The 23,435-nt window shown below is 67.9% G+C and carries 23 protein-coding genes; 13 read left to right on the forward strand and 10 right to left on the reverse strand.

The features are described from left to right. Positions 1–6 precede the first annotated feature (6 nt). Genes glgX through treY form a run of 4 tightly spaced genes read left to right on the forward strand, consistent with a single transcriptional unit; the run spans position 7 to position 8,649 of the window. A complete protein-coding gene (gene glgX, locus IB268_RS12445; RefSeq protein WP_054454270.1) occupies positions 7–2,115 on the forward strand; it encodes a glycogen debranching protein GlgX in 2,109 nt (702 codons plus the stop codon). Then, positions 2,112–3,890: a malto-oligosyltrehalose trehalohydrolase gene (gene treZ / locus IB268_RS12450; RefSeq protein WP_192354322.1), complete on the forward strand. Its 1,779-nt coding sequence runs from the start codon at positions 2,112–2,114 to the stop codon at positions 3,888–3,890. The genes glgX and treZ overlap by 4 nt, the downstream gene beginning before the upstream one ends. Continuing rightward, the gene (malQ, locus tag IB268_RS12455; protein ID WP_192354323.1) at positions 3,887–5,974 is read left to right on the forward strand and encodes a 4-alpha-glucanotransferase; all 2,088 of its coding nucleotides are present in this window, start codon (positions 3,887–3,889) and stop codon (positions 5,972–5,974) included. Before treZ ends, malQ begins: the two co-directional genes overlap by 4 nt. A gap of 2 nt (positions 5,975–5,976) precedes the next feature. Further along, a complete protein-coding gene (gene treY, locus IB268_RS12460) occupies positions 5,977–8,649 on the forward strand; it encodes a malto-oligosyltrehalose synthase (protein WP_192354471.1) in 2,673 nt (890 codons plus the stop codon). 117 nt (positions 8,650–8,766) lie between these two features. On the opposite strand, the gene IB268_RS12465 is transcribed toward treY, so the two are convergent. After that, positions 8,767–8,943 carry a hypothetical protein gene (locus IB268_RS12465; RefSeq protein ID WP_181953330.1) on the reverse strand — a complete coding sequence of 59 codons (177 nt, stop codon included), beginning with the start codon at positions 8,941–8,943 and terminating at the stop codon, positions 8,767–8,769. A gap of 163 nt (positions 8,944–9,106) precedes the next feature. After that, positions 9,107–10,021 carry an EAL domain-containing protein gene (locus IB268_RS12470; RefSeq protein ID WP_054454265.1) on the reverse strand — a complete coding sequence of 305 codons (915 nt, stop codon included), beginning with the start codon at positions 10,019–10,021 and terminating at the stop codon, positions 9,107–9,109. Between the two features lie 307 nt (positions 10,022–10,328). On the opposite strand from IB268_RS12470, the gene IB268_RS12475 reads away from it, so the two are divergent. Continuing rightward, positions 10,329–12,455 (forward strand): FUSC family protein, encoded by a 2,127-nt coding sequence (locus IB268_RS12475; protein WP_192354324.1) that lies wholly within the window; start codon positions 10,329–10,331, stop codon positions 12,453–12,455. Between the two features lie 113 nt (positions 12,456–12,568). Beyond that, positions 12,569–13,402 (forward strand): universal stress protein, encoded by an 834-nt coding sequence (locus tag IB268_RS12480; protein ID WP_054454849.1) that lies wholly within the window; start codon positions 12,569–12,571, stop codon positions 13,400–13,402. A 10-nt stretch (positions 13,403–13,412) separates the two neighbouring features. On the opposite strand, the gene IB268_RS12485 is transcribed toward IB268_RS12480, so the two are convergent. The 3 genes from IB268_RS12485 to IB268_RS12495 form a co-directional block, all read right to left on the reverse strand. After that, a complete protein-coding gene (locus IB268_RS12485) occupies positions 13,413–14,354 on the reverse strand; it encodes a 2-hydroxyacid dehydrogenase (RefSeq protein WP_175160528.1) in 942 nt (313 codons plus the stop codon). Positions 14,355–14,517: 163 nt separating this feature from the next. Continuing rightward, complete coding sequence (locus tag IB268_RS12490) at positions 14,518–14,670, reverse strand: DUF3309 family protein (RefSeq protein ID WP_082400986.1); 153 nt, start codon at positions 14,668–14,670, stop codon at positions 14,518–14,520. A gap of 49 nt (positions 14,671–14,719) precedes the next feature. After that, the gene (locus tag IB268_RS12495) at positions 14,720–14,887 is read right to left on the reverse strand and encodes a hypothetical protein (protein WP_173148434.1); all 168 of its coding nucleotides are present in this window, start codon (positions 14,885–14,887) and stop codon (positions 14,720–14,722) included. Between the two features lie 121 nt (positions 14,888–15,008). Between IB268_RS12495 and IB268_RS12500 the strand changes: the two genes are divergently transcribed. Beyond that, positions 15,009–16,079 (forward strand): DNA topoisomerase IB, encoded by a 1,071-nt coding sequence (locus IB268_RS12500; protein WP_192354325.1) that lies wholly within the window; start codon positions 15,009–15,011, stop codon positions 16,077–16,079. Here IB268_RS12500 and IB268_RS12505 read toward each other — a convergent pair. After that, complete coding sequence (locus IB268_RS12505) at positions 16,065–16,316, reverse strand: hypothetical protein (protein WP_082401045.1); 252 nt, start codon at positions 16,314–16,316, stop codon at positions 16,065–16,067. The two genes, IB268_RS12500 and IB268_RS12505, sit on opposite strands and share 15 nt — an antisense overlap. Positions 16,317–16,477: 161 nt before the next feature. Here IB268_RS12505 and IB268_RS12510 point away from each other — a divergent pair, with 161 nt between their 5' ends. The 3 genes from IB268_RS12510 to IB268_RS12520 all read left to right on the forward strand — a co-directional run bounded on the left by IB268_RS12510 (position 16,478) and on the right by IB268_RS12520 (position 18,198). After that, a complete protein-coding gene (locus tag IB268_RS12510; protein ID WP_192354326.1) occupies positions 16,478–16,807 on the forward strand; it encodes a four-helix bundle copper-binding protein in 330 nt (109 codons plus the stop codon). A gap of 77 nt (positions 16,808–16,884) precedes the next feature. Then, on the forward strand, positions 16,885–17,226 hold the full coding sequence (locus tag IB268_RS12515) for a YqjD family protein (RefSeq protein ID WP_192354327.1): 342 nt from the start codon (positions 16,885–16,887) through the stop codon (positions 17,224–17,226). An 84-nt stretch (positions 17,227–17,310) separates the two neighbouring features. Further along, positions 17,311–18,198 carry an SDR family oxidoreductase gene (locus IB268_RS12520; RefSeq protein WP_192354328.1) on the forward strand — a complete coding sequence of 296 codons (888 nt, stop codon included), beginning with the start codon at positions 17,311–17,313 and terminating at the stop codon, positions 18,196–18,198. Positions 18,199–18,213: 15 nt separating this feature from the next. On the opposite strand, the gene IB268_RS12525 is transcribed toward IB268_RS12520, so the two are convergent. Together IB268_RS12525 and IB268_RS12530 are read right to left on the reverse strand one after the other, a co-directional pair. Further along, positions 18,214–18,834 carry a DUF4142 domain-containing protein gene (locus IB268_RS12525; RefSeq protein ID WP_119449614.1) on the reverse strand — a complete coding sequence of 207 codons (621 nt, stop codon included), beginning with the start codon at positions 18,832–18,834 and terminating at the stop codon, positions 18,214–18,216. An 18-nt stretch (positions 18,835–18,852) separates the two neighbouring features. Continuing rightward, on the reverse strand, positions 18,853–19,443 hold the full coding sequence (locus tag IB268_RS12530) for a hypothetical protein (protein ID WP_125472095.1): 591 nt from the start codon (positions 19,441–19,443) through the stop codon (positions 18,853–18,855). A gap of 250 nt (positions 19,444–19,693) precedes the next feature. On the opposite strand from IB268_RS12530, the gene IB268_RS12535 reads away from it, so the two are divergent. After that, on the forward strand, positions 19,694–19,927 hold the full coding sequence (locus IB268_RS12535) for a DUF378 domain-containing protein (protein ID WP_225588734.1): 234 nt from the start codon (positions 19,694–19,696) through the stop codon (positions 19,925–19,927). A 15-nt stretch (positions 19,928–19,942) separates the two neighbouring features. Here IB268_RS12535 and IB268_RS12540 read toward each other — a convergent pair whose 3' ends face one another. Next, on the reverse strand, positions 19,943–20,176 hold the full coding sequence (locus IB268_RS12540) for a hypothetical protein (protein ID WP_054454248.1): 234 nt from the start codon (positions 20,174–20,176) through the stop codon (positions 19,943–19,945). A gap of 166 nt (positions 20,177–20,342) precedes the next feature. Between IB268_RS12540 and IB268_RS12545 the strand changes: the two genes are divergently transcribed. After that, positions 20,343–20,726: a hypothetical protein gene (locus tag IB268_RS12545; RefSeq protein ID WP_054454246.1), complete on the forward strand. Its 384-nt coding sequence runs from the start codon at positions 20,343–20,345 to the stop codon at positions 20,724–20,726. A gap of 2 nt (positions 20,727–20,728) precedes the next feature. Here the strand turns inward: IB268_RS12545 and IB268_RS12550 are convergent, their stop codons facing one another. Next, entirely contained in the window at positions 20,729–22,105 is a 1,377-nt protein-coding gene (locus IB268_RS12550; RefSeq protein WP_054454244.1) for a sigma-54 dependent transcriptional regulator, read from the reverse strand. Positions 22,106–22,381: 276 nt separating this feature from the next. Between IB268_RS12550 and IB268_RS12555 the strand changes: the two genes are divergently transcribed. Further along, the gene (locus IB268_RS12555; protein ID WP_054454242.1) at positions 22,382–23,305 is read left to right on the forward strand and encodes a sigma-54-dependent Fis family transcriptional regulator; all 924 of its coding nucleotides are present in this window, start codon (positions 22,382–22,384) and stop codon (positions 23,303–23,305) included. Positions 23,306–23,435: the final 130 nt, after the last annotated feature.

Genomic DNA, 23,435 nt, shown 5'->3' on the forward strand with positions numbered 1-23,435 from the left:
ACCCATATGGATCCCTCCCAATTCACGCGCATCGCCGGGGGCCAGCCCCATCCGCTGGGCGCGGTCAGCGATGGCCTGGGCGTGAACTTCGCCGTGTTCTCGGCCAACGCCACGCGCATCGAGCTGTGCCTGTTCGATCCCAAGGGCCGCAAGGAACTGCGCCGCTTCGACCTGCCGGAATGCACCGACGAGATCTGGCACGGCTACCTGCCGGACGCGCATCCCGGACTGGTGTACGGCTATCGCGCCCACGGCCCGCACGATCCGCGCAATGGGCACCGTTTCAATCCCCATAAGCTGTTGCTCGATCCCTACGCGCGGCAGTTGACCGGACCGCTGCATTGGAGCGACGCGCTGTTCGGCTATCGCATGAAGCATGCGCGCGCCGACCTCAGCATCGACCGGCGCGACAGCGCGCCCGCCATGCCCAAGGCCATCGTGGCCGAAGAAGCGCCTTTCACCTGGGGCAACAGCCGGCCGCCGGCCACGGCGTGGAACGATACGGTGATCTACGAGGTGCACGTGCGCGGCGCCTCCATGCTGCGCGAAGACCTGCGCCAGCCCCTGCGCGGCACCTGCTCCGCGCTGGCCGACCCGCGCTTCATCGAACACCTGCAGCGGCTGGGCGTCACCGCCGTGGAGTTGCTGCCGGTGCATGCGTTCCTGCAGGACCGCTTCCTGACCGAACGCGGCCTGCGCAACTACTGGGGCTACAGCACGTTGTCGTACTTTGCGCCGGAGCCCTCCTACCTGCAGCACAATCCGAACGAACTGCGCCAGGCCATACGCCGGCTGCATGCCGCCGGCATCGAAGTGATTCTGGACGTGGTCTACAACCACACTTGCGAGGGCAGCGAATTGGGACCCACGCTGTCCTGGCGCGGACTGGACAACGCCAGCTACTACCGCCTGGTGCCGGGCGACGAACGCTATTACATCAACGACACCGGCTGCGGCAACACGGTCAACCTGTCACATCCGCGCGTCCTGCAAATGGTCACGGATTCGCTGCGCTATTGGGCGCAATCCTATGGCGTCGACGGCTTCCGCTTCGACCTGGGCGTGACCCTGGGACGCGAAGGCACCGGCTATGACCCGGGTTCGGGCTTTTTCGACGCCGTGCTGCAGGACCCTGCCCTTGCCCGCCTGAAACTGATTTCCGAACCCTGGGACGTGGGGCCGGATGGCTATCAGCTGGGCAACCATCCACCGGGCTTCGCCGAGTGGAACGACAAATTCCGCGACGCGACGCGCCGCTATTGGCGCGGGGATCCCGCCATGCGCGGCGAGATGGCGGCGCGCTTGTGCGGATCGCGCGACCTGTTCGACCGCCGCCACCGCCGGCCCTGGAGCAGCGTCAACTACGTCGCCTCGCACGACGGTTTCACGCTGGCCGACATCGTCAGCTACGACGCCAGCCACAACGAGGCCAATGGCGAAGGCGGCAACGACGGCCACGGCGAGAACTACAGCCACAACTGGGGCGCCGAAGGCCCGACCGAGGACGCCGCCATCCTGGACACCCGGAAACGGGTGCAACGGGCCCAGCTCGCCTGCGTGTTCCTGGCCGATGGCACGCCGATGCTGCTGGCCGGAGACGAATTCGGCAATAGCCAGGAAGGCAATAACAACGCCTATTGCCAGGACAACGCCCTGTCGTGGCTGGACTGGACCCAGGCGCAGTCCGATGACGGCCGTGAGCTATCCCGCTACGCGGCGCGCCTGATCGCACTGCGCCGCGCCCACCCCAGCACGCGCGCCGCGCGCTACGGCGATGCGGGGCAGGAGCTCGCGCCTGGCGTACAAGCCATCTCCTGGTTCGATCCGGCGGGCGCTGAACTGGACGCGGCAGCCTGGGAGTCGGAGGCCAATGCCATGGTCCTGCGCCGCGCCGCCTGCCGCGAAGACGGCAGCGTCGATGTGACGCTGCTGCTATTGAATCCCGGCGCGGAGGACACGGTTTTCCAGATGCCGTCGCCCGCGCTGGCGTGGATTCGCGAGCTGGATTCCGCCACGCAGGCGCCTGCCGCGCCACTGGCGGATGCCGCCGTCACGGTGGCGGCGCGTAGCGTGGCGCTGCTGGCGGCGACCTACGTGCCGGGAGATCCGCCATGACACACGACTATGCTTCAGGCGCAATCCCGCTGGAGAGCGGCGTCACGCGCTTTCGCCTGTGGGCGCCGACCGCGCCGGCGGGCTTCGCCCTCGAGGTCGAAGGCCATCCTCCCATCGCCCTGAGCCCCGGCCCGGACGGCTACGTGCAGGCCGACGTGGACTGCCCCATCGGCGCCCGCTATCGCTACCGCCTGGACGCGGACACGGTCGCGCCCGATCCCGCCTCGCGCCTGCAGCACGGAGACGTGCACGACGACAGCGTCGTGGTCGCGCCGGACTCCTACCCCTGGCGCTACGGCACCTGGCGAGGACGGCCTTGGGAAGACGCCGTGCTGTACGAAACCCATGCCGGCCTGGAGGGCGGCTATGCGGGCCTGCTGGCGCGGCTGCCGGAGCTGGCGGCGCTGGGCGTGACCTTGCTGGAGCTGATGCCCATTGCCGACTTCCCCGGGCCACGCAACTGGGGCTATGACGGCGTGCTGCCCTACGCGCCCGACACGGCCTACGGCACGCCCGATGAGCTCAAGCGCCTGATCGACGAGGCCCATGGGCTGGAAATGGGCGTGATGCTGGACGTGGTCTACAACCATTTCGGCCCCGACGGCAATTACCTGCCGCGCTATGCCGCGCCGTTCTTCAGGAAAGACGTCGCCACGCCTTGGGGCGACGCCATCGACTTCCGCCAGCCGGCGGTCAGCCAGTTCTTCAAGGACAACGCGCTGTACTGGCTGACCGAGTACCGCTTCGACGGGCTGCGTCTGGACGCCGTGCACGTGATTGCGGGCCATGAATGGCTGCATGAATTGGCCCAGTACCTGCGGCAGCATATTCCTGCCGAACGCCATGTGCATCTGGTGCTGGAGAACGACGACAACCGCGCCAGCCTGCTGCAAGGTGACTTCGATGCGCAATGGAATGACGACGCGCATCATGCCTTGCATTGCCTTCTGACCGGCGAGAGCCACGGCTACTACGCCGATTACAGCGCTCAGCCGGCCCAGGCGCTGGCGCGCTGCCTGGCCGAAGGCTGGCTGTACCAGGGGCAGCGTTCGCCCTACCGCGGCGGACAACCGCGGGGCGAACCCAGCGCGGAACTGCCGCCAAGCGCCTTCGTGCTGTTCCTGCAGAACCATGACCAGACCGGCAACCGTGCGGGCGGCGAACGCCTGGCCAGCCTGGTGGACAGTCCCGCCCGGCTGCGCGCCGCGGTCGCGTTGCAGCTGCTGGCGCCGCAGATCCCGCTGATCTTCATGGGCGAGGAACGCGGCGCGCGCACGCCGTTCCACTACTTCACCAGCCATGCCGACCCGGCTTTGGCGCAAGCGGTGCGCGACGGCCGGCGGCGCGAGTTCTCGCGCTTTCCCGAATTCCAGGGCGCGGGCGCGTTGTCCGACCCGAACGATCCCGCAACCTACGTGGCCAGCAAACCACGGGCCAGCGCCGCCGACGCGCATGCCTGGATGCGGGACTACGCGGTCCTGCTGCATCTGCGCGCCCGCCTGATCGCGCCCCGGCTGGCCGGCGCGGTCAGCCTGGGTGCGGCCGCGATCGGCGAACGCGGCGTGTTCGCGCGCTGGGAACTGGCAGGCGGCGCGCGCCTGACGGTCTATGCGAACTTCGGCCCCGATCGCGTGGCGCTGCCCGAGGCCTTGCAGGCGGGCGCCGAGGCCTATGCCACGCTGCTCTTTGAATCCGTGGCCGGCGCCCGCGACGCCCTGGTCCACGGCGAGGTGTGCGGCGACAGCACCGTGTGGCTGCTGGAGGAACCGGCATGACCGCAACGTCCGCCGGCGATCCGGCCTTGTCCGCGCTGGCCGCCAAAGCCGGCATCGCCGAACACTGGACCGACGCGCGCCAGCGTCCGCAGCAAGTGTCGCCGGATACTTTACGGCTGCTGCTGGAGGGCATGGGCTTGCCGGCGGGCAACGCCCATGACATCCGCGACAGCGACCATCGCCTGGGCGTGGAGCTTGGGGCCCGGCTGCCGCCCCTGCTGGTCGCGCGCAGCGGCATGGCCGCGTTTCTGCCCGCTTGCGCGCGCGGCCGCTACCGCATCGTGTGCGAGTCAGGCCAGACCAGCGACGGCGAGGTCGCGGACGACGGCAGCCTGATCGCACCGCAGGAGCCCGGATACCACACGCTGCACCTGGCATGCGGCCAGACCGTGCTTGCGGTGGCGCCCCGCCAAGCGCCTGGCCTTGATGATCTGACCGACGGCGTGCGGCCGCGCGCCTGGGGACTATGCGCGCAGGTCTACAGTCTCAGGCGCGATGCCGACCAACCTGGCGACGGCGGCTACGGCGACTTTGGCGCCGTGCGCGAACTGGCTGTCGCCGCCGCGGCCCAGGGCGCGGACGCGCTCGCCATCAGCCCGGTGCACGCCATGTTCGCCGCGCAACCGCAGCGTTGCAGTCCTTACGCCCCATCCAGCCGCTTGTTCCTGAACACCCTGTACGCAGATCCCGCCGCCATCGTCGGTGACGATGTCTTGCGCCGGGCGCTGGCCGAATTGGCCGCCCAGCCGCGCCCAACGGCGTTGATAGATTGGCCATCGGCCGGGATATGGCGGCAGCGCCTGCTGCGCGCGCTGCACCGCCAGTTCCGCACAAGCGGACCGGCGGATGCCCGCCAGCGCTACGAGGCGTACTGCGCCCGGCGCGGCAAGGCGCTGCGCGACCACGCCGTATTTGAAGCCCTGCATGCCGCCCGGGCAGCGCATGGCGCAGACCACCAGCCCTGGACGCAATGGGCCGCCGGCCTGCGCGATCCGGACTCGCCGGAAGTCGAACGGTATGCGCGGCAGCATCCGGTCGAGGTCGACTTCCATCGCTACGCCCAATGGCTGGCCGCCGAAAGCCTGGACCACGCGCAGAAGGCGGCGCGACGCGCCGGCATGCGCGTGGGGCTGATCGCCGACCTGGCCGTGGGCGACAGTCCGGACGGCAGCCACGCCTGGAGCCGCCAGACCGACCTGATGCCCGGCCTGTCCATAGGCGCGCCGCCCGACATCCACAATCCGCAAGGACAGAACTGGAACCTGGCCGCGTTCTCGCCGCGCGCAATGCATGCCCAGGGCTACGCGGCCTACATCGACATGTTGCGCGCCGCGCTGGCTCACGCCGGCGGCCTGCGCATCGATCACATCCTGGGCATGGCGCGGCTGTGGCTGGTGCCCGATGGACTGGCCGCCGATGCGGGCGCCTATCTGCGCTATCCACTGCGCGAACTGCTGGCGCTCACGGCGCTGGAAGCCTGGCGCCATCGCGCGCTTGCCATCGGCGAAAACCTGGGCACGGTGCCTGAAGGTTTCAACCGCGAGCTGGCGGATCACGGCATCCTGGGCATGAATGTGCTGTGGTTCATGCGGCAGGAACCTGACGCGCCGCCATCTGCGCCGTCCACGCCGGCGCCTTTTCTTGCAGCCGGCGACTGGCCCGGCCAGGCCGTGGCCATGACCTCGACCCACGACCTGCCGACCTTGCGCGGCTGGTGGGCCGAGCGCGACATCGACCTGCGCGCCGAACTGGACTTGCTGGGCGGCGGCGACGATGAAGCCACGCTGCGGCGCAACCGCCGCATGGACCGCAGCTTGCTCGCGCAAGCCCTGGGCTGCGCCGCCGAGCCCGCGCGCGCGCCCCTGGAGGACATGCTGCGCTTCGTGTCTTCCAGCCCTTGTCCCCTGCTGTTGGTGCCCATGGAAGACCTGGCGGGCGAACTGGAACAGCCCAACCTGCCCGGCACAGTGGACCAGCATCCCAACTGGCGTCAACGCCTGGCCGCAAGCAGCGCGGCGTGCTTCGCCGACCCTGCCGTGCAGGCCCGGCTGCAAGCCCTGCGCACCGGACGGGGCCGGCCATGACCATGCCGCACGCCACGGCCCGCCTGCAATTGCATGCCGGCTACACATTTGAGGACGCCCGAGCCTGCGTGGACTACTACGCGGACCTGGGGGTCAGCCACCTCTACCTGTCGCCCATCACCTGCGCCCGCCCCGGGTCCACGCATGGCTATGACGTCATCGACCATGGCGCGGTCAATCCGGAGCTGGGCGGGGAATCCGCACTGAGGGATCTGGCCCGGGCGGCCCGTCGGCGCGGGCTGGGTCTCATCGCGGACATCGTGCCCAATCACATGGCGGCCCACCCCGCCAATGCCTGGTGGCGCGATGTGCTCGAACACGGCGCCGCAAGCGCGCATGCGCGCTGCTTCGACATCGACTGGGACGCGCCTGATCCCGCCCTGCGCGGCAAAGTCCTGCTGCCCATCCTGCCCGACTCCTACGGTGTGTCGCTGGCTCAAGGCGCAATGGCGCTGCGCTATGACGCCGATGCCGGACGCATCGAACTGGAGGTCTCCGGGCAGCGCTATCCCCTGGCCCCGGAGTCGCTTGCGCGCGGGCAGGATCCGCAGGCCCTGCTGCGCCGCTGCGACCCGGCGCGCGCAGCCGGCCGCGAGCGCCTGCACCGGCTGCTGGAGAGCCAGCATTACCGGCTGGCCTGGTGGCGTTGCGCTGCCGATCAGATCAACTGGCGGCGCTTCTTCGAGATCAGCGAGCTCGTGGGCGTACGGGTCGAGGACGAAGCCGTTTTCAATGCCGTGCATGCGCTGCCGCTGCGCCTGTATGCGGAAGGCTTGCTCGACGGACTGCGCATCGACCACATCGACGGGCTGGCCGCGCCGGGCGCCTATCTGCGCAGGCTGAATCGATGCCTGGCCGAGGCCGGAGCCCGCCGTCCACCCTCTTGCGCCCAATCGCAAGCCTACCTGGTGGCGGAGAAGATCCTGGCGCCGGACGAAGCGCCCGATGCGCGCTGGCAGCTGCATGGCACCACCGGCTATGACTTCATGGATCAGGTCGGCGCATTGCTGCACGACCCGCGGGCCGAGGCGCCGCTGCGGGCGTTCTGGCAGATGCTCACGGGCGATCTGCGCACGCCGCCGCGGCAGCTGGAAGCGGCGCGCACCCGCATGCTGCAGCGGCACTTTCCCGCGGAACGCCTGGCGCTGGTCCGCTGCCTGGAACGTTTGGCGCGGCAGGACCGCCGGACCCGCGACTGGTCCGCGCCGGCCATGGACCGCGTGTTGTCCGCGTGGCTGGCGGCCTTTCCGGTGTACCGGACCTACGCAGAGGACGGCGGCCGCAGCGATGCGGACCGCCATCACTGCGAAGCGGCAGCGCAACGTGCCGCCGCCCTGCTGCACGCGTTGCCCGGCACAGCGGACGCTGCCTTGTTGGCGCAGATGGACCGGTGGCTGGGCGGCAGCCCCGCCGATCCGGCAACCGCGCCGCTCCCGCAATCTGAGCCAAACGCCGCCCAGGCCCTGCGGCGGTTCCAGCAGCTGACGCCGCCTTTGGCAGCCAAGGCGCTGGAAGATACGCTGTTCTACCGCTACGGTCCGCTGCTGTCGCGCAATGAAGTCGGCGCATCGCCGCAGCGATTTGCGCTGTCGCCCGAGGCATTTCATGCCCTGGTCGAGGCGCGGGCGCGCGACTTTCCGCACGCCATGTTGGCGACGGCCACGCATGACCACAAGCGCGGCGAGGACGCGCGCGCGCGGCTGGCGGTGGTTTCGGAAATGCCGCAAGCCTGGCGCAAGACCGCGTATCGCTGGACCCACGCCCTGCCGGACGCCGGGCTGCTTACCTTGGCGGACCGCTACCTGCTCGTGCAGACGCTGATCGGGGCGTGGCCCGCCGACTGGGAGGCCGACATCATCGAACAGCGGCCAGAAAGCGTGGCCGCATGGATCGAGCGCGTGGCGCAATGGCAGCTCAAGGCGTTGCGCGAAGCCAAGCTGCATACCAGTTGGACGGATCCTGACCCCGCTTACGAAGCCGCCGGGCTTGGCGCACTGGAATTTCTGCGGGACGCGGCGCCCGGGCGCCGCCTGCTGGCCGAAATCGCCGCATACGCCCTGGAACTGGCCCCTGCCGGCATGATCAACAGCCTGGCCCAGACGCTGTTGCGCAACACGCTGCCCGGCGTGCCGGACCTGTACCAAGGCACGGAGCTATGGGACTACAGCCTGGTCGACCCCGACAACCGGCGCGCGGTGGACTACCCGCCGCGGATCGCCATGATGGCCCGCACGCGCGCCAGCGCCGCCGTGCGACCCAGCGCAACGGACTGGCGCAGCGGCGCGGTGAAGCAGGCCCTGATCCAGCGCCTGCTGGCGGCGCGGCAGCGCCACCCGGCATTGTTCGGCCAGGGCGAGTGCGTCCCGCTGGCTGTAACCGGGACGCATGCACAGCACGTCGTAGCCTGGCTGCGGCGTCATGAAGAGGAGCACGCCCTGATCGTCGCGCCGCGGCTGTGCGCGCTGCGTCTGTCTGGCTACGCTCGCGGCGAGCCGCGGGCGGCGCGGGACTTCTGGGCCGACACCGCGCTGTGCCTGCCCGATGCCATCAAGGGTCTGGCTTGGCGCGATGCAATGGGCGGCGAAAAAGCGAGATCCGGCTCCGGTGGCGCGCTGCCCTTGTCGGAACTGTTGCATGAACTGCCGGTTGCGCTGTGGCTGCCAGCGGCGGCTTGATGCCGAAATCCGAAGCCATGATGAAGCACAAACGGCCTTGTCCGCCCACAGCGGGACAAGGCCGTTCTTACCGCGATACCCGCCCGACTAGAGGGCCCGGAACACGCGGTCTACGAGTCAGCGCGGCATCTTGCTTTGCTGGCCCTGATTCTGGCCAGGTTGCTGCCGATCCTTATCGGCATGCTGGCCGGATTGGCCGGGCTGCTGCCCGGGCTGATTGCGGTCCCTGGGGTTTTCCTGGGCCTGTTGCTTCTGTTGCTGCTTTTGCTGGTCGGGCTGGTTCTGATTGGGCATTGCAAGTCTCCTGGAAGACGGAAAAAGCTCCGCCATCTTGCATACAGCAACCCGCGTGCCCAAATCGCGCCGCAGTCAGCCCCCGCAGCCCGCGGACACGGGGACGCAAGGACTGCGGGTAAAGTCCGGCCTGATTGGTAAAAAATACGCTGCGCGACCAGCCTTATTGTGTGGTGGCGTGGCGCTTGCCGCGCGTTGACTGCGGCTCCTGGGCGGACGCGTCGTAGGCATCGAGCCAGGACGACGCGTAGGCGGCAGGCGCGGCCAGCGGTTCGCCCTGGTCGCGTTGCGTGCGCAGGCGCACCGTCAATTCGTCCAGCGGCATGGGGCGGCCCAGCGCGAAGCCCTGGCCGTAGCGGCAGCCGGCCGCGCGCAGGGCAGGAATGTCCGCCACGTTTTCGACGCCCTCGGCCACCACCCGGCGGCCCAGCCGGTTCGCCAGTTCCGCGGCGGTGCGCAACACTTCGAAGGCGACTGCGCTGCGGCGCATGCGCGTCACGAAATATTGGTCGATCTTGACCTCGGACAGCGGCAACGCCGATAGCAGCTTCAACGAAGCATGGCCCGTGCCGAAATCGTCCAGGCTGACCTCGCAGCCGGCATTTTCGAGCTTGAGCAGCGTGGCGCGCAGCACGTCGAGTTCGCGGATGGGCTGGTCTTCCGTCAGTTCCACGCGCACCAGCGACGCGGGCAGCTCCGCCGCGTAGATGCGGTCCAGCAGGAAATCGACCGCAGCCTCGTCCGACAAGGTGGAGGCAGGCGCATTGATGGCCACCGGAATGGCGATGCCGGCGCGCCGCATCGTCAACAGCATGTCTATGACACGCAGGCAGACGCGCTCGAACAGCACCTTGTCCAGGCCCAGGCGGTTGACGGCGGGGATGAAGTCGGAAGGCATGATGATGCCCAGGCGGCGATGCCGCCAGCGAGCCAGCGCTTCGGCCGACACGATCCGGCCTGTCAGCAAATCCACCTGCGGCTGCAACAGCATGCGCAGGCCATCCTTGCCGGTGATCATGGCGGCGATCTCGTCGTCGCTCGCCACCGAGTCTGTGGAAGCCTCGTGATTCGACATCATGTCGATACTCCTTGCGCGCCCCTGGGTCAAAACCTGCGCTGTCCGGGCGCAGAAAGAGGCACATTGGACTGAGTATTCCCAGCTACAGCGCTTTTTGTATGCGATTTCCAGACTTTCTTCCAGGCAATTTTGCGCCGCTGCGGCGGCAAAGTCACATATATGTATCCATACGTATTAAGCTGCTCGGATTCATGAATGAAACCGGCTTTCCGGCCCCGGCCGTCACCCCCGCCGAAATGCCTTGTCGACATGGTAGGGTTTGCGTCTTTCGCCCTGCCGGGCCCACCGCCGCTGCTGTATTCCTAGCGTGAAGAATCTTTATTCCCGTTGGCGCGCCTCCCTGCGCAACGTTCTGTGGCTGGACGCCCTCCAAGCCGCGGCCATCAGCGCCGCGCCTGTCATCCTGGCCGTGCTGGCGCACGAGCCGCGTTTGGGCTGGAGCGCCATCGCGGCTTTCTGGGCCTGCTTCGGCGATCCGGGCGGTCCCCTGCGCCAGCGCGCGGGGGCAATGCTCGCGCTGGGGCTGATAGGCGCGCTGTTCTGCTTTCTGGCCAGCGTCAGCGCGGCTCATCTGTGGCTGCTGCTGCCCCTGACCTTCGTGTGCTGCACATTCGGCGGCCTGTTGCGCGTGTTGGGGCCGGCCGCGGCAATCGTCGGCACCCTGCTGTCCGCAGGCTTCGTGGTGGCAGCGGAACTGCCCGCCCCGACCTGGACGGAAAGCCTGTCCTACACCTTGTTTTTCCTGGCCGGCGCGGCCTGGGCCATCCTGATGACGGCGCTGGTATGGCGCCGACGTCCCTGGAAGGACGCCACTCACGCGGTGGCGCACTGCTACCGCGGCCTGGCGGATTTCGCCGACGCGCTGGCCCGCATGTATTCCGGGTTGACGCCCGCGGCCAGCCCCCAGGCCTGGAGCGCCGTCACGCGGCCGCAGCGCAGCGCCCAGCGCGCCGCGCTCGAAGCCGCCCGCACGCGCATCCGCGAAGTGCAGGACGCGCGCCCATCGCGCCGCGCCCGCGCGCATCAACTGCTGTACCTGCTGGACAATGCCGAGGACAGCTTCATTGCGCTGGTGGCCGCAGCCGACCTGATGGAATCGAATGCGCCGCGCTGGCTCGGACGCGGCGCCGGCGCCCATCTGTCGCACGCGCTGCACCGCTACGCCAGCCTGTGCAATGCCATCGCCAGCACCTCCGACGTCAACGACGCCAAGCAGGCGCAGTGCCTGCGCGAACGCCTGGCCCATTACAGCGCCGGCCTGCATGAACTGCGCGGCAGCGCCCTGGCCCACGCGCCCGAACTGGCCACCATGGCGCCGGTGCTGGACCGCCTGCTGCACACGGCGCAGGCCGTCACCCAGTCCCTGTTCGACCAGGGACAGACCCCGGCGGCGCCCACGCGCGATCGCCGCGCAGCCAACCCTGCGCAAGACGCGTGGCGCGCGTTGCGGCAGAACCTGAGCTTCGAATCCGACGCGTTCCGCCACGCGCTGCGGGTGGGCGTGGGCGCCACCATCGCGGTGGCGCTGTCCAAGACCTTCGCCGTCAACCATGGCTACTGGATGTCGCTGACGCTGGTCTTCATCCTGCAACCTTACTTCGCGACCACCTGGCAGCGCACGCTGGAACGCGTGGCCGGCAGCGTGGCTGGCGCCATCGGCGCCTCGCTGCTGGGCCTGTTCCTCAGCACCCCCTTGTCCGTGGCCCTGGCGGTGCTGCCCATCGCGCTGGGCACGTTCGCCGCGCGCACGATTCATTACGCGCTGTTCACGTTCTTCCTGACTTCGCAATTCGTGCTGGTCACCCACATCCAGCAGCCTGAGATCCAGGAGCCGATGCTCGCGGCCCTGCGCGCGTTCAATAGCGTGCTGGGCGGCGTCCTGGCGCTGCTGGTAGGCTTTCTGGTCTGGCCCGAAAAGGAGCCGCGGCAATTGGCCGGGGCCCTCAGCCTGGCGCTGGAGCGCCACGCCGCCTATGCGCGCGCCCTGTTGCGGGCCAAGAGCGGCGAAGCCGGCGACGGACAGGACCTGGTGGCGTTGCGCCGCATGGCCTGCCTTTCCGCCGACAATGCGCAGGCGTCCTTGCAACGGCTGCAGCAGAATCCGGTGCATCGCGACCGCAATGTCGGTACCGCCGAAAACCTGCTCAACGCCATGCGGCGCGTGACGGCGGCGGGCACGGTGCTGGAAATGCAGCCGGCCCTGCCAGCCGGAACGCCTGCCGCCCAGGCGCTCTCCGAGTACGGTCCGGCGCTGGCGCATGCGCTGCATCCGCAGCAACCCGCGCCAGGCGCCAACGACCGCCAGTTGGCCGTGCCGCCAGCGGTGGCCGCGGGCTATCCGGAACTGGCCGGTCCGCTGGACCGCATCGCGCAACAGGCGCGCCAGTTGCGCCAATTGCGCGAACGCGTGGAACGGGCTCCCGCCGCGCCATAGCCTGCGGTTTGCGCGCACACCGGCGAACTGCCGCGGGCTTGACGCGCATCAAGGGCGAAAAGGCCGGAAAGCGTAACCATATGCACATGGCACGCTTAAACAAGGAGGCCTTCATGTACCGCCGCATTTCCGTCCACCTGGACCACGGATTCGACTGCAAACGCCGCATTGAAGCTGCCCTGGCCCTGGCCAAGCGCCACAAGGCCGAGCTGGTCGGCATCTACGCCAACGCCGCGCCGCCGCAGTATTACTACGGCGAGTCCGTGCTCATGTCGCGTTCGCTGGGCATCATCAAGGAATTGCAGGCGCAAAGCCGCGACGCGGTGGAAACCGCGTTTCTGGAAGCCGCGGCCGAAGCCGACGTGCCCGCCTTCATGCGCGCGGGCACATCCTCGCCCAGCGAGACCGTGGCGTTGCTGGGCCGCACCACCGACCTGATCGTGGTCAGCCAGGAAAACCGCGAGGACGTCGAAGCCGCCCACGAGATCGAGTTCGTCGAGCAGACCCTGCTGACGGCGGGCCGGCCGGTGCTGGCGATTCCGTCCAGCGGCGAGTTTCCGGTGATCGGCGACCGCGTGCTGTGCTGCTGGGACGGCAGCCGCGAGGCCGCCCGCGCGTTGGCCGATGCCGCGCCGATATTGCGCCTGGCTTCGCACATGACCGTGCTGAGCATGAACGAAGGCGCCGCCAGCCCCAAGCATGAAGCGCCGTTCGAGGACCTGGCCACCTACTGCGTGGCGCAGGGCATGCCGGCGCCGGAGCACGTGCGCCGCGACATCAAGGGCGTAGGCGTGGGCAGCACCATCCTGAATGCCGCCGCCGACCACAGCGCGGACCTGATCGTCATGGGCGCCTACGGCCACAGCAAGCTGCGCCAGTGGGCGCTGGGCGGGGCGACGGCATCCATCCTGAAGAGCATGACCGTGCCGGTCATGTTCTCGCACTAGCCTTGGCCTGCTAGCCTCGGCGCACCGGGGTCAGCACCGGCTTGCCGCCGAAGTGCGCCGTGGCGTTGTCCAGGAACAGCGCCACGGTGGCATGCACCGCTTCCGGCGAGCGCCCCGCGCTATGCGGGGTCAATACCACGTTGTCGAGCTCAATGAGGGTCTTGGGCACGTCGGGTTCGCCATCCACCACGTCCAGGCCCGCGCCCGCAATGCGGCGTTCGGCCAGCGCCGCGATCAGCGCCTGCGTGTCGACCACGCTGCCGCGCGCTATGTTCACCAGATAGCCTTCCGGCCCCAGCGCTTCCAGTACCTGCGCGTCCACCAGGTGGCGCGTGTCCGCTCCGCCCGGCGTCGCCACCACCAGGAAATCCGATGCCGCGGCCAGCGCGCGCGGGCTGTCGAAGTAGGCATAGCCCGATTCCGGGCGGACGCTGCGGCTGTAATAGCCCACGCTCATGCCGAAGCCGTTGGCGCCGCGCCGCGCGATTTCCAGTCCGATGGTGCCCAGGCCCAGGATGCCCAGCCGCTTGCCGGTGACCTGCGGTCCCATGAAGCCGCCCCAATGGCCCTGGCGCACCGACGCATCGGCTTGCGGCAGGCGCCGCGCCGCGCCCAGCAGCAGCGCCATGGCGTGGTCCGCCACCGACACCGCGTTCGCGCCCGGACCGTGGGTCACGACGATCCCGCGTTCCGCCGCGGCGGCCAGGTCGATGTTTTCGTACCCCACCCCCAGCGAGCAGGCAATTTCCAGCTTGGGCATTGCCGCCATTTCCTGCGCGTACAGGCCGGTGGCGCCGCGCGTGAGCACGATGCGGATCTCGGGCCCGTGGTCGCGGATCGCCTGCGCGCGCGCTTCGGCGGTGGGCGCAAAAATCGCGCGAAAGCCGCGCGCTTCGATTTCGGGCAGGTAGTCCTGCACGCTTTCTATCAAGACAAGCAAGGGGATGGTCATGTCGGGAATGCCGCGGATGGCGGAGGGCTGCACAAAAACCCGGCGATCTTACGCCTGGGCGCAAACCCGCGCCACCCGCCGGTCCGCCAGACGGCCGCCTGGCGGACCGGCGGCGCGCGAGCCGTCCGACACGGCCCGCGCGCCCATGACCGCATGGGACCTGCTAGAGCCGGCCGGTCAACAGCATCACGATCAGCACAATCAGCAATATGCCCAGTATGCCGCTGGGGTAATAGCCCCAGCCGCGGCTGTGGGGCCAGGCGGGCACGGCGCCGATCAGGAGCAGGATGAGAATAATCAGCAGGATGGTCGACATGGCGACTCCTCAGTTCTTGTTGGGATCAGGGAAAAACCACAAGCCCGCGTCAGGGGCTGGGCGGCGTGATTTCCTTGCCGGGCGGCGACAAGGGCGGCAGGTCCACGTCCGGTTCATCGGTATCCGGATCCACAGGCAGGTCGCCGGGCGGCGAACCTGGCGGTATCGGATCTGGCTTGGGCGGAACGTGCAGGTAGTACGGGTACGCGATGTGCATGGCTGTCTCCGGAGAAAGTCCATTCCTGCATCAGCAAGCCGCGTGCCTGGCTACGCACAAGGGGTGGCGGGCACGCCGCATGCTGAGGACAGCGCCCCTGCCCCTGTTAGCCGCAGACGACATGAACCCAAGTCCCCGAACGGCGCCCGCCCGCGGCGGCGCAGCGCTGGTCTACTACGACGACAGCCTGGCAGGCTATACCCGGATCCGCGTCAACGGCAGCGCCTTCCACTACCTGGACGCGCAAGGCAGGCGCATACGCAGCGCGCGCGAAATCAAACGGATCGACGCCCTGGCGATACCGCCGGCTTACGAAGATGTGTGGATCTGCCCTTCCCCGCTCGGGCATCTGCAAGCCACCGGGCGTGATGCCCGGGGACGCAAGCAATACCGTTATCACCCGGACTGGACCGCGGTGCGCGACGCGAGCAAGTACCAGAGCCTTGCAGCCTTCGGCCAGACGCTGCCGCGCATACGGCGGCAGGTCGAGCGCGATCTGCGTACCGCCGGGTTGTCCCAGAACAAGGTGATAGCCGTACTGGTACGTTTGCTGGAGACGACGCTGGTGCGCATCGGCGCTCGCGAGTACGCCAGAACCAACAAGTCCTATGGCCTGACCACGCTCAAGCGGCGGCACGCCAGCGTGACGGGCGACAAGTTCCGTTTCCGCTTCCAGGGCAAGAGCGGCGTGACCCATGACGTCAGCGCTGCGGACCGGCGCGTGGCGCGCATCATCAAGCGCTGCCTGGACATACCCGGCCAGCAACTGTTCCAGTATCTCGACGAGGACGGCGGCAGCCATCCGGTCGATTCGGGCGCGGTCAACGCCTATCTGCGTGTAGCCGGCGCCGGCGATTTCACGGCGAAGCACTACCGGACCTGGGCAGGCTCCGTCATGGCCTATGCCGCGCTGCAGGCATGCCCCAGCGAGAGCGCCAGCCAGGCGCAGAAGACGGTGGTGGAAGTGATCAAGCAGGTCTCGCGGCGGCTGGCCAATACGCCAGCCGTGTGCCGCGCCTGCTATGTGCATCCGGCTATTCTGTCCGCCTATCTGGACGGCACGCTGCCCGCGCGCTCGGCAGCGCCACGGGGTCCCCGCGGACTGAATGCGGACGAACGGCGCCTGCTTGCCTTCCTGGGCGGAGAGGCCGCTGCGGCAGCGAACGCCAGGCAGGCGTCAAAGGATCGATGAGCGCGCGTTCTTGGCCCGAGGTTGCGGCGCGGAACCGTCCGCCCAGTTCGACTCGGTGCGCGTATCGGCCACGATGCGCTTGTCGCGCGCGGCCTCGTTCGGGGTAGAGGCGTCTGGTTTATCCGGTCTGCGCGGAACATCGACGGGAGAGCGCGGCGGCAGTATCTTAGCGTTGTCTTCCGCCCGCTTGCCGGCTTGCGCCGGTTTCGCGGATCCGGGTACGGATGCTGGCTTCATGCGTGGCTCCTGCAGTGACTCCCCGACGGGGATTCGAACTTCCATGCTACGGCTCCAGGCTGCCCGGGTCATCGCCGTGCGGCATCAAATTGCAAGCGGATGTGGCCCGGTCTCCGGGCACGCCGGTTGCCGCGCGTACCCGGCACACACAAGGAGATGCAATGCGAGACCAAAATTTCGAGCAATGTGTGCAAGCCTGCTATGAATACGCCGTCGCCTGCGATATTTGCGCATCCGCGTGCCTGCGGGAAAATCCGTCCCACATGCAGCGATGCATTGCACTCTGCACCGATTGCGCCGCGGTTTGCCGGCTGTGCGCGGCCATGCTGGCGCGCGACGGCGAGTTCGCCAATGCGCTTTGCACGCTGTGCGCGCTGATCTGCGATGCCTGCGCGCGCGAATGTTCATCGCACGAGGCAGAGCATTGCCAGGTCTGCGCAGGCGCTTGCCTGAGCTGCACCCTGGCCTGCCGCGACATGCTGGAGGCCTGAAGCCTTCGGATCCGCAGCGCGGCCGCCCGGGCCGGTCCGCGCAGGCGTATTTCCCGCCCGACAGCCAGGAGCTACCGATGGCCTCTACCAACACCCCCCTGCCCTCCGACTTTCCGGAAAACGGCCCGGACAACCGCGGCGCGCACAGGCGTGCACGGCACCCGGAGGCCTGGATCGACGATCTGGAAGCCACGCTCAGCGACGCCTCGGCGACCGATCTGGAGGCGCTCAAGGCGCGCCTGTCCGAACAGCTGCACGCCACGCGGCGCAGCCTGCGCGACGCTTCAGACCATGCCGGCGACCTGATGCGGGAGACCATAGATTGCATCGAGGAGTACATCCACGCCCGGCCATGGCAGGCCATCGGCCTGGTGGCCGGCGCGGCTTTCCTTTTCGGCGTGGTGGTGGGACGGCAGTAGCTCCGGCGCGCGCGGCGGGCCGGGCATGGCATTTGCTCGGCAATGGGCGAGGCGCCTGTCGCGCCTGCCCACCAGGAGACCCTCATGAGCAAGCCCGATCAAGCCGACACCGGCGCCCGCCCGCATCCCACACCGCCCATGCCGGCCCAGCACCTGGAAAAGCCGGGGCAGGAAGCCGACATGGTTCTCAAGCCACAGTACCAGGCGCCCCAGTACAAGGGCAGCGGCAAGCTCGAGGGCATGGTTGCGCTGGTGACAGGCGGCGATTCCGGCATAGGCCGCGCGGTCTGCCTGCTGTATGCGCGCGAAGGCGCCGACGTGGCGGTCGTCTATCTCTACGAGCAAGAGGATGCCGAAGACACCCGGCGCGCCGTCGAAAGCGAAGGCCGCCGTTGCCTGCTGATCGCAGGCGACGTACAGGAACCCGCGTTCTGCGAACAGGCGGTGGAACAGACGATCCGGGAATACGGCAAGCTCGATGTGCTGGTCAACAACGCTGCCTATCAGCAGCACACCGACACGCTGCCCGAGATCAGCGACGAGAAATGGGACAAGACGCTGCGCACCAACATCACCGCCTATTTCCAGATGGCGCGCGCGGCGCTGCCGCATCTGCACGCTGGCGCTTCCATTATCAATACCGGGTCGGTCACGAGCCTGCGCGGCAGCGCCAAACTGTTGGACTACTCCACCACCAAGGGCGCGATCCATGCTTTCACACGTTCGCTGGCCGCCAATCTCGCGGGCAAGGGCGTGCGTGTGAACGCAGTGGCGCCGGGACCCGTATGGACGCCGCTGAATCCTGCGGACCAAAGTCCGGAGAAGATCAAGGAATTCGGCAAGCACACGGACTTGGGGCGTCCGGCGCAGCCCGAGGAAATCTCTCCGGCCTACGTCTTCCTGGCCTCGCCCGTGTGCGCCAGCTACATCACCGGCATCGTGCTGCCCATTACCGGCAGCGCTGGCGACTGAGGCCCGCGCGTCCCGCTACTTGGCCGGCGCGATCGAGGCCGGCGCCTCGCGCGACGCTGGCGACACGGCCGGCGCTTCGCCCTTCGTCGCCGGCTGGATCTTGTCCGGGTCGGCGGGCGGCGTGCTTTGCAGCTTGCGGCCCATTGCCAGATGTTCGGCCACCATGGGCAGCGCACGCACCGCGAAATCGCGCACCTGCGGATCCTTGGACTCGCGTGCCGCCGTCTCGAACAGGCGGTTGGCGGTGACGTGCGCGTCCACGGCTGCCTTTTCGATGTAGAGCGCGTCGAAGTCCGGGCCGGTCCTGTTGCCCAGCTGTTGCAGGGTGCCCCGGTCGGGTTCGGATGGTTCGGCTGGCAGCTTCACCTGCTTGCGCCCGGCCAGGGTCTTCAATTCGGCGTTCATGGCGCCATGCTGCTCCTGCATCCGGGCGGCGTATGCCTTCACGTCGCGGTCCCCTGCTCGCTTCTTCGCCAGCTCCGCCGCCTCTACCTCGAACATGCCGGAGCCGGCCGCCGCCTGCAGGAAGCGCGCTTCCGGCTCCGCCAGTTCCTGCGCCTGCACGCCGCCCAGCACACCGGGCGCGGCCAGCAGGCATAGCGCGACGACACCGCAGAGCCATAAGGTCTTTTTCATCTCCGTGTCTCCCTCGGCCTAGTTCGCCATCGTCGACGCGTCCACATGCCGCGGCGGCGTCAAGGGGTCGAAGTCTTCCCATTTGCCATTCAACCAGCGGCCTTGCGCGCGCTCGACGTCCGTGCCGCCGGCCTGCGTCAGCACGGTTCTTGCCAGCGCATCGCGGTCCGGCGATACGTGCAGCGCCAGCATCACGCCCGCCTGGCGTACGGCAGGATGCGCGTCACGGGCGACGGTGGCCGCCGGATGCCTGCGGCGTCCGCGCCCGATCACCCATAGCGCCCCGGCCAGCGCGCCCAGATAGGCGCCTACGCCCGCAGCGGCAATGACGATCAAGACCGAAGCCCCCACCCGGGCGGCGATCAGCCCGCCCAGCAGCGCAAACACCAGGCCCAGCGCGGAGGCGCCCGCCACCGCGCCGAAATGGCCGCCCCGGGCATCGGGATCGGCCACGCGGTCGCCGCCTATCGGAAAGCGCGCGTGTTCGCCCGCCGTGTTGATGTAGAAGGTATGGATATCGTCTTCGGTGAATCCTTCGGCGCACAGCTTGCGCGCCGCCTCGGCGGCGTGGTCGAAAGTGTCGAATCGGGCGGCAACGATCAGGGACATTGTGCTCTCCATCGGGAATCATTCCCTTGTGGTCAGCAACTGCCGTGCCCGTTCCAGGCATGGGAATTGCTGTAGCGCTGGCGAGCGGCCTGGACCGGCAGGTTCAGAGGCAGTCCGCCCGCAGTCCCGCCTACCCGCATTCTGCGCAAAGGACTTCCACATGGACATGCCCGGCAACCAAGAAGATCTTTCAGAATTGGAAGAGGATTCTGCTCCTCCCCCGGTCCCTCCCGAGGCCCGCGGCCTTTCCTTGCTTGACTGGTCCGCCTTGATCGCGGTGGTTGCGGGCGGCCTGAACTGCGGCCTGATCGCGGCGGTAGGCCTGGATGTCTTCGCGAAGGTGCTGCCGTCGGCCGCCGCGACGCGCAGCGTCTACGGCCTGATCGGACTGGCCGCGCTATACAGCGTGGTGCTGCTGTTCCGGCTGGGCGAGCAAGAGGCGGACGCAATCCCCGCCGAAAAGACGGAACAAGCGGCGGATTGAACCCGCCGCCAGCGGCTATTTTGAGCCGGGCCGTTTGCCCGGATACTGGCCGCCTTCCTCGTACTCCGCGCCCTTGTCGTTGGGCTTCTTGTCCGACTCGCGTTTGGGCGCCGCGGCCGGCTTGCCGAAGCCCGGCTTGTCGGTTCCGAACTGGCCGCTGCGATGCGCCGCCTCAGTTTGCGTGCGCGGCGCATTGGCCTTGCCTTGCTCGGTGTCCGCCTTTTCATGGTCTGCGCGCTTGGTTTGCATGTTCGTATCCCCGGGCTCGTTCAATGGATGCTTGCAGTGTGCGCATGGGCACCGCCTGCGGCAAGGTGCCGGAGCAAGCGGCGTGCCCGGCCGGCCCGGGAACGCCGCTTGCTTGCACATGCGGCCAGGCCCGGGCGATGCCGGGTCCCCATCCTAGGAGTCAGCCATGAATCTGTCCCGAGTCGTTCTCCCCGCCGTCGCCCTGAGCCTTTCCGCCCTGGCTTTTCAGGCGCAAGCCCAAACCGCGCAGACCAGCGGCGGCGCCGTGCGCAGCAACGCGCAGATCGATGACCAGTACAAGCTGGACAAGAAACGTTGCGACGGCATGAAAGGCAACCAGAAGGACGTCTGCCAGCAGCAGGCCGAAGCCACGCGCGACAAGGCCCGGGCCGACGCCAAGGCAGGCAAGGAAAAGGCCGAGGCCTCGCATGACGCGGCCAAGGTGCGCAACGATGCCGACTACAAGGTCGGCAAGGAAAAATGCGACGCCATGTCCGGCAATGCCAAGGACGCCTGCATGGCGGACCTGAAAACGCGGTACGGCAAATGAGATCAGGACCGGTCCTGTTTCCGGCCAGGCGCCGCTGCGGCGCCTTCCGCGTCCGCAGCGGCGTATTCCTCAAGCCGGTTGTACAACGTCTTGGGGCTGATGCCGAGCACTGCCGCGGCCTGCTTTTTCACGCCGTTGCAACGCTCCAGCGTCGCCAGGATCAGGCGCCGGTCCGCTTCCGCCAAGGTTTCTCCCACGGGTACGCTGACCTGGCCGCCCGCGCCCTCGCCCGCCGGCGACACCCGGGGCGTCAGCATATCCACTTCCAGCGTATCGCCATCCGCCATGATGAAGGCGCGGCGCACGTAGTTCTTGAGCTCCCGCACATTGCCCGGCCATGCGTATTGCTGCAGCGCGGCCAGCGCGCGCGGCGAGAATTCCTTGTTCTTGCCGGATTCCTGGTTCAAGCCTTGCAGGAAGCGATTCGCAAGGAACAGGATGTCGTCGCCGCGTTCACGCAGCGCCGGCAGCTTGATGGGGAAGACGCTCAGCCGGTAATAGAGGTCCTCGCGCAGCTTGCCATCCTTCACCGCCTGCTCGGGATCGCGGTTGGTCGCGGCGACGATCCGGATATCGCAGGCGATCTCCCGATTGGTGCCCACGCGCATGAACTGCCCGGTCTCCAGGACCCGCAAGAGCTTGACTTGCAGGTCCAGCGGCATTTCGGTGACTTCGTCCAGGAACAGGGTTCCGCCGTCAGCGCGCTCGAAATAGCCCTTGTGCTGGCGGTCCGCGCCGGTGAAGCTGCCGCGCTCGTGCCCGAACATTTCGCTTTCGATCAGGTTGGGCGAGATCGCGCCGCAATTCACCGCGATCAGGGGACGCTGGCGGCGCGCGCTGAGTTCATGGATGGCATGCGCGGCCAGTTCCTTGCCGGTGCCGCTTTCGCCGATCAGCAAGGTCGTCACATTGGTGGTGGCCACGCGGCCGATCTGACGGTAGAGTTCCTGCATGCAGGCCGACGCGCCGTACATCTTTCCGTAGCGCCCCGGTTCTTCGAACGGAGCCCCCCGCAGATCGCCGCTCGAATTCGCATTCACGCGCGCGAAGATTCCGTTCAGGCGTTCCATGCAGATCGGCTTGACCAGGTAATCGGTGGCGCCGAGGCGCAGGGCCTGCACGGCGTTGTCGACGGTGCCGTGGCCGGTCATCACCACCACCTCTGCGCTGGCGGCGGCGTCGCTCTTGAAAATTTCCATCCCGCTGCCTTCAGGCAAGCGGATGTCGGTCAGCACCAGATCGGGCGCGTGCCGCTCCAGCTGGATCAGCGCATCCTTGACGCTGGCGGCCAGGGCTACTGAAAAGCCGCTTTCGCGCCCGATTTCGGCCAGGGTTTCGCGTATCGCCGGGTCGTCATCAACGATCAACAGATGAGGCATGCTTGCTCCGTGTCGCGGATGTTGAGGGTCAGTGATTCAGCATAGCGATAACCGCCGGCCCGGTGGCAAATGTTCGACACTTTCCATCAACATTTTCGAATGCTTGCAAATCGTCGCATACCGTACTGCGTCGATTCTCTAGCATGGAAACAGACTCACGGCCCGCGCGGGCCCTCAGGAATCAGCATGCCCAATCGCAGCACTACTACTGCCCCGCGTGCAGCGGCGTCCGCGAAGTCCGACGCGCTGCTGGACCCATCAGCCCTGTCCCCCGTGATGCAGAAACTCGGCGCGCAACTCCAATTGGCCGCAGCCACCGACGCCAGCGTCTTCATCGTGGGAGAAAGCGGGACCGGCAAGGAAATCGTCGCGCGCGCCATCCATGACGCCAGCGAACGCCGCGAACAGCCTTTCGTGGCGGTCAATTGCGGCGCCATCAGCGGCAGCCTGGCGCATGCCGAATTGTTCGGGCATGAAAAAGGCAGCTTTACCGGCGCGGTCGCCCAGAACGCCGGCTACTTCGAATACGCCAGCGGCGGCACGCTGTTCCTGGATGAAGTCACCGAAATGCCGCCCGACCTTCAGGTGAATTTCCTGCGCGTGCTCGAGGCCGGCACGTATCAGCGCGTGGGCGGCTCGGATTTGTTGCGCGCCAATGTCCGCATCATCTGCGCCAGCAACCGCGATCCCTTCGCCTCGGTCGCTGAAGGCCGCCTGCGCCAGGACTTCCTGCACCGGCTCCTGGTGATTCCGTTACGCGTGCCGCCGCTGCGTGAGCGTGGCGAAGACGCCCTGGTGCTGGCGCACTGGTTCCTCGACACCTTGAATGCTGCAAACGGCACGCGGAAGTCGTTCTCCCCCCGCATGCTGGAAGCGATCTCCCTGCATGATTGGCCGGGCAATGTCCGTGAACTGCGCAACGCGGTGCAGCGGGCGTTCATTCTGGCAGACGGTGAACTCGAAACCGAGCTATTGCCCCGGTCGCGCGAGGCGCAGCGGCCGATGCTGCGTAACGGCGCGCTGACCCTGCCCATCGGCATGTCATTGGGCGAGGCGCAGCGCGCATTCATTCTTGCGACGCTGGCGCACCATGCGGGCGACAAGCGCATCGCCGCGGAGACGCTGGGCCTGAGCCTGAAGACGCTCTACAACCGCCTCGAAGACTACGACCAGAACGGGCAGGACGACGCCGGGGCTTGAGCGCCAGGGCCGATCTTGCGGCCACCGCGCGCGAGAGGCGCGAGAGGCATTTCTTACCACTGGCTTGTAATACTGGGGCAGCGCCGCGCGCGCAATCAACCCGCCTCGCCCGCCGAGACGCCTGGCATGG

This window comes from Achromobacter sp. ACM01 (genome assembly GCF_014851745.1).
Classification (GTDB): Bacteria; Pseudomonadota; Gammaproteobacteria; order Burkholderiales; family Burkholderiaceae_B; genus Achromobacter; species Achromobacter aegrifaciens.

Excerpts from the sequence above, each read along its gene's own strand:
- glgX (WP_054454270.1), top strand. The coding sequence starts at position 7 with ATGGATCCCTCCCAATTCACGCGCATCGCCGGGGGCCAGCCCCATCCG.
- treZ (WP_192354322.1), top strand. The coding sequence starts at position 2,112 with ATGACACACGACTATGCTTCAGGCGCAATCCCGCTGGAGAGCGGCGTC.
- malQ (WP_192354323.1), top strand. The coding sequence starts at position 3,887 with ATGACCGCAACGTCCGCCGGCGATCCGGCCTTGTCCGCGCTGGCCGCC.
- treY (WP_192354471.1), top strand. The coding sequence starts at position 5,977 with ATGCCGCACGCCACGGCCCGCCTGCAATTGCATGCCGGCTACACATTT.
- IB268_RS12465 (WP_181953330.1), bottom strand. The coding sequence starts at position 8,943 with ATGCCCAATCAGAACCAGCCCGACCAGCAAAAGCAGCAACAGAAGCAA.
- IB268_RS12470 (WP_054454265.1), bottom strand. The coding sequence starts at position 10,021 with ATGATGTCGAATCACGAGGCTTCCACAGACTCGGTGGCGAGCGACGAC.
- IB268_RS12480 (WP_054454849.1), top strand. The coding sequence starts at position 12,569 with ATGTACCGCCGCATTTCCGTCCACCTGGACCACGGATTCGACTGCAAA.
- IB268_RS12485 (WP_175160528.1), bottom strand. The coding sequence starts at position 14,354 with ATGACCATCCCCTTGCTTGTCTTGATAGAAAGCGTGCAGGACTACCTG.
- IB268_RS12490 (WP_082400986.1), bottom strand. The coding sequence starts at position 14,670 with ATGTCGACCATCCTGCTGATTATTCTCATCCTGCTCCTGATCGGCGCC.
- IB268_RS12495 (WP_173148434.1), bottom strand. The coding sequence starts at position 14,887 with ATGCACATCGCGTACCCGTACTACCTGCACGTTCCGCCCAAGCCAGAT.
- IB268_RS12500 (WP_192354325.1), top strand. The coding sequence starts at position 15,009 with ATGAACCCAAGTCCCCGAACGGCGCCCGCCCGCGGCGGCGCAGCGCTG.
- IB268_RS12505 (WP_082401045.1), bottom strand. The coding sequence starts at position 16,316 with ATGAAGCCAGCATCCGTACCCGGATCCGCGAAACCGGCGCAAGCCGGC.
- IB268_RS12510 (WP_192354326.1), top strand. The coding sequence starts at position 16,478 with ATGCGAGACCAAAATTTCGAGCAATGTGTGCAAGCCTGCTATGAATAC.
- IB268_RS12515 (WP_192354327.1), top strand. The coding sequence starts at position 16,885 with ATGGCCTCTACCAACACCCCCCTGCCCTCCGACTTTCCGGAAAACGGC.
- IB268_RS12520 (WP_192354328.1), top strand. The coding sequence starts at position 17,311 with ATGAGCAAGCCCGATCAAGCCGACACCGGCGCCCGCCCGCATCCCACA.
- IB268_RS12525 (WP_119449614.1), bottom strand. The coding sequence starts at position 18,834 with ATGAAAAAGACCTTATGGCTCTGCGGTGTCGTCGCGCTATGCCTGCTG.
- IB268_RS12530 (WP_125472095.1), bottom strand. The coding sequence starts at position 19,443 with ATGTCCCTGATCGTTGCCGCCCGATTCGACACTTTCGACCACGCCGCC.
- IB268_RS12540 (WP_054454248.1), bottom strand. The coding sequence starts at position 20,176 with ATGCAAACCAAGCGCGCAGACCATGAAAAGGCGGACACCGAGCAAGGC.
- IB268_RS12545 (WP_054454246.1), top strand. The coding sequence starts at position 20,343 with ATGAATCTGTCCCGAGTCGTTCTCCCCGCCGTCGCCCTGAGCCTTTCC.
- IB268_RS12550 (WP_054454244.1), bottom strand. The coding sequence starts at position 22,105 with ATGCCTCATCTGTTGATCGTTGATGACGACCCGGCGATACGCGAAACC.
- IB268_RS12555 (WP_054454242.1), top strand. The coding sequence starts at position 22,382 with ATGCAGAAACTCGGCGCGCAACTCCAATTGGCCGCAGCCACCGACGCC.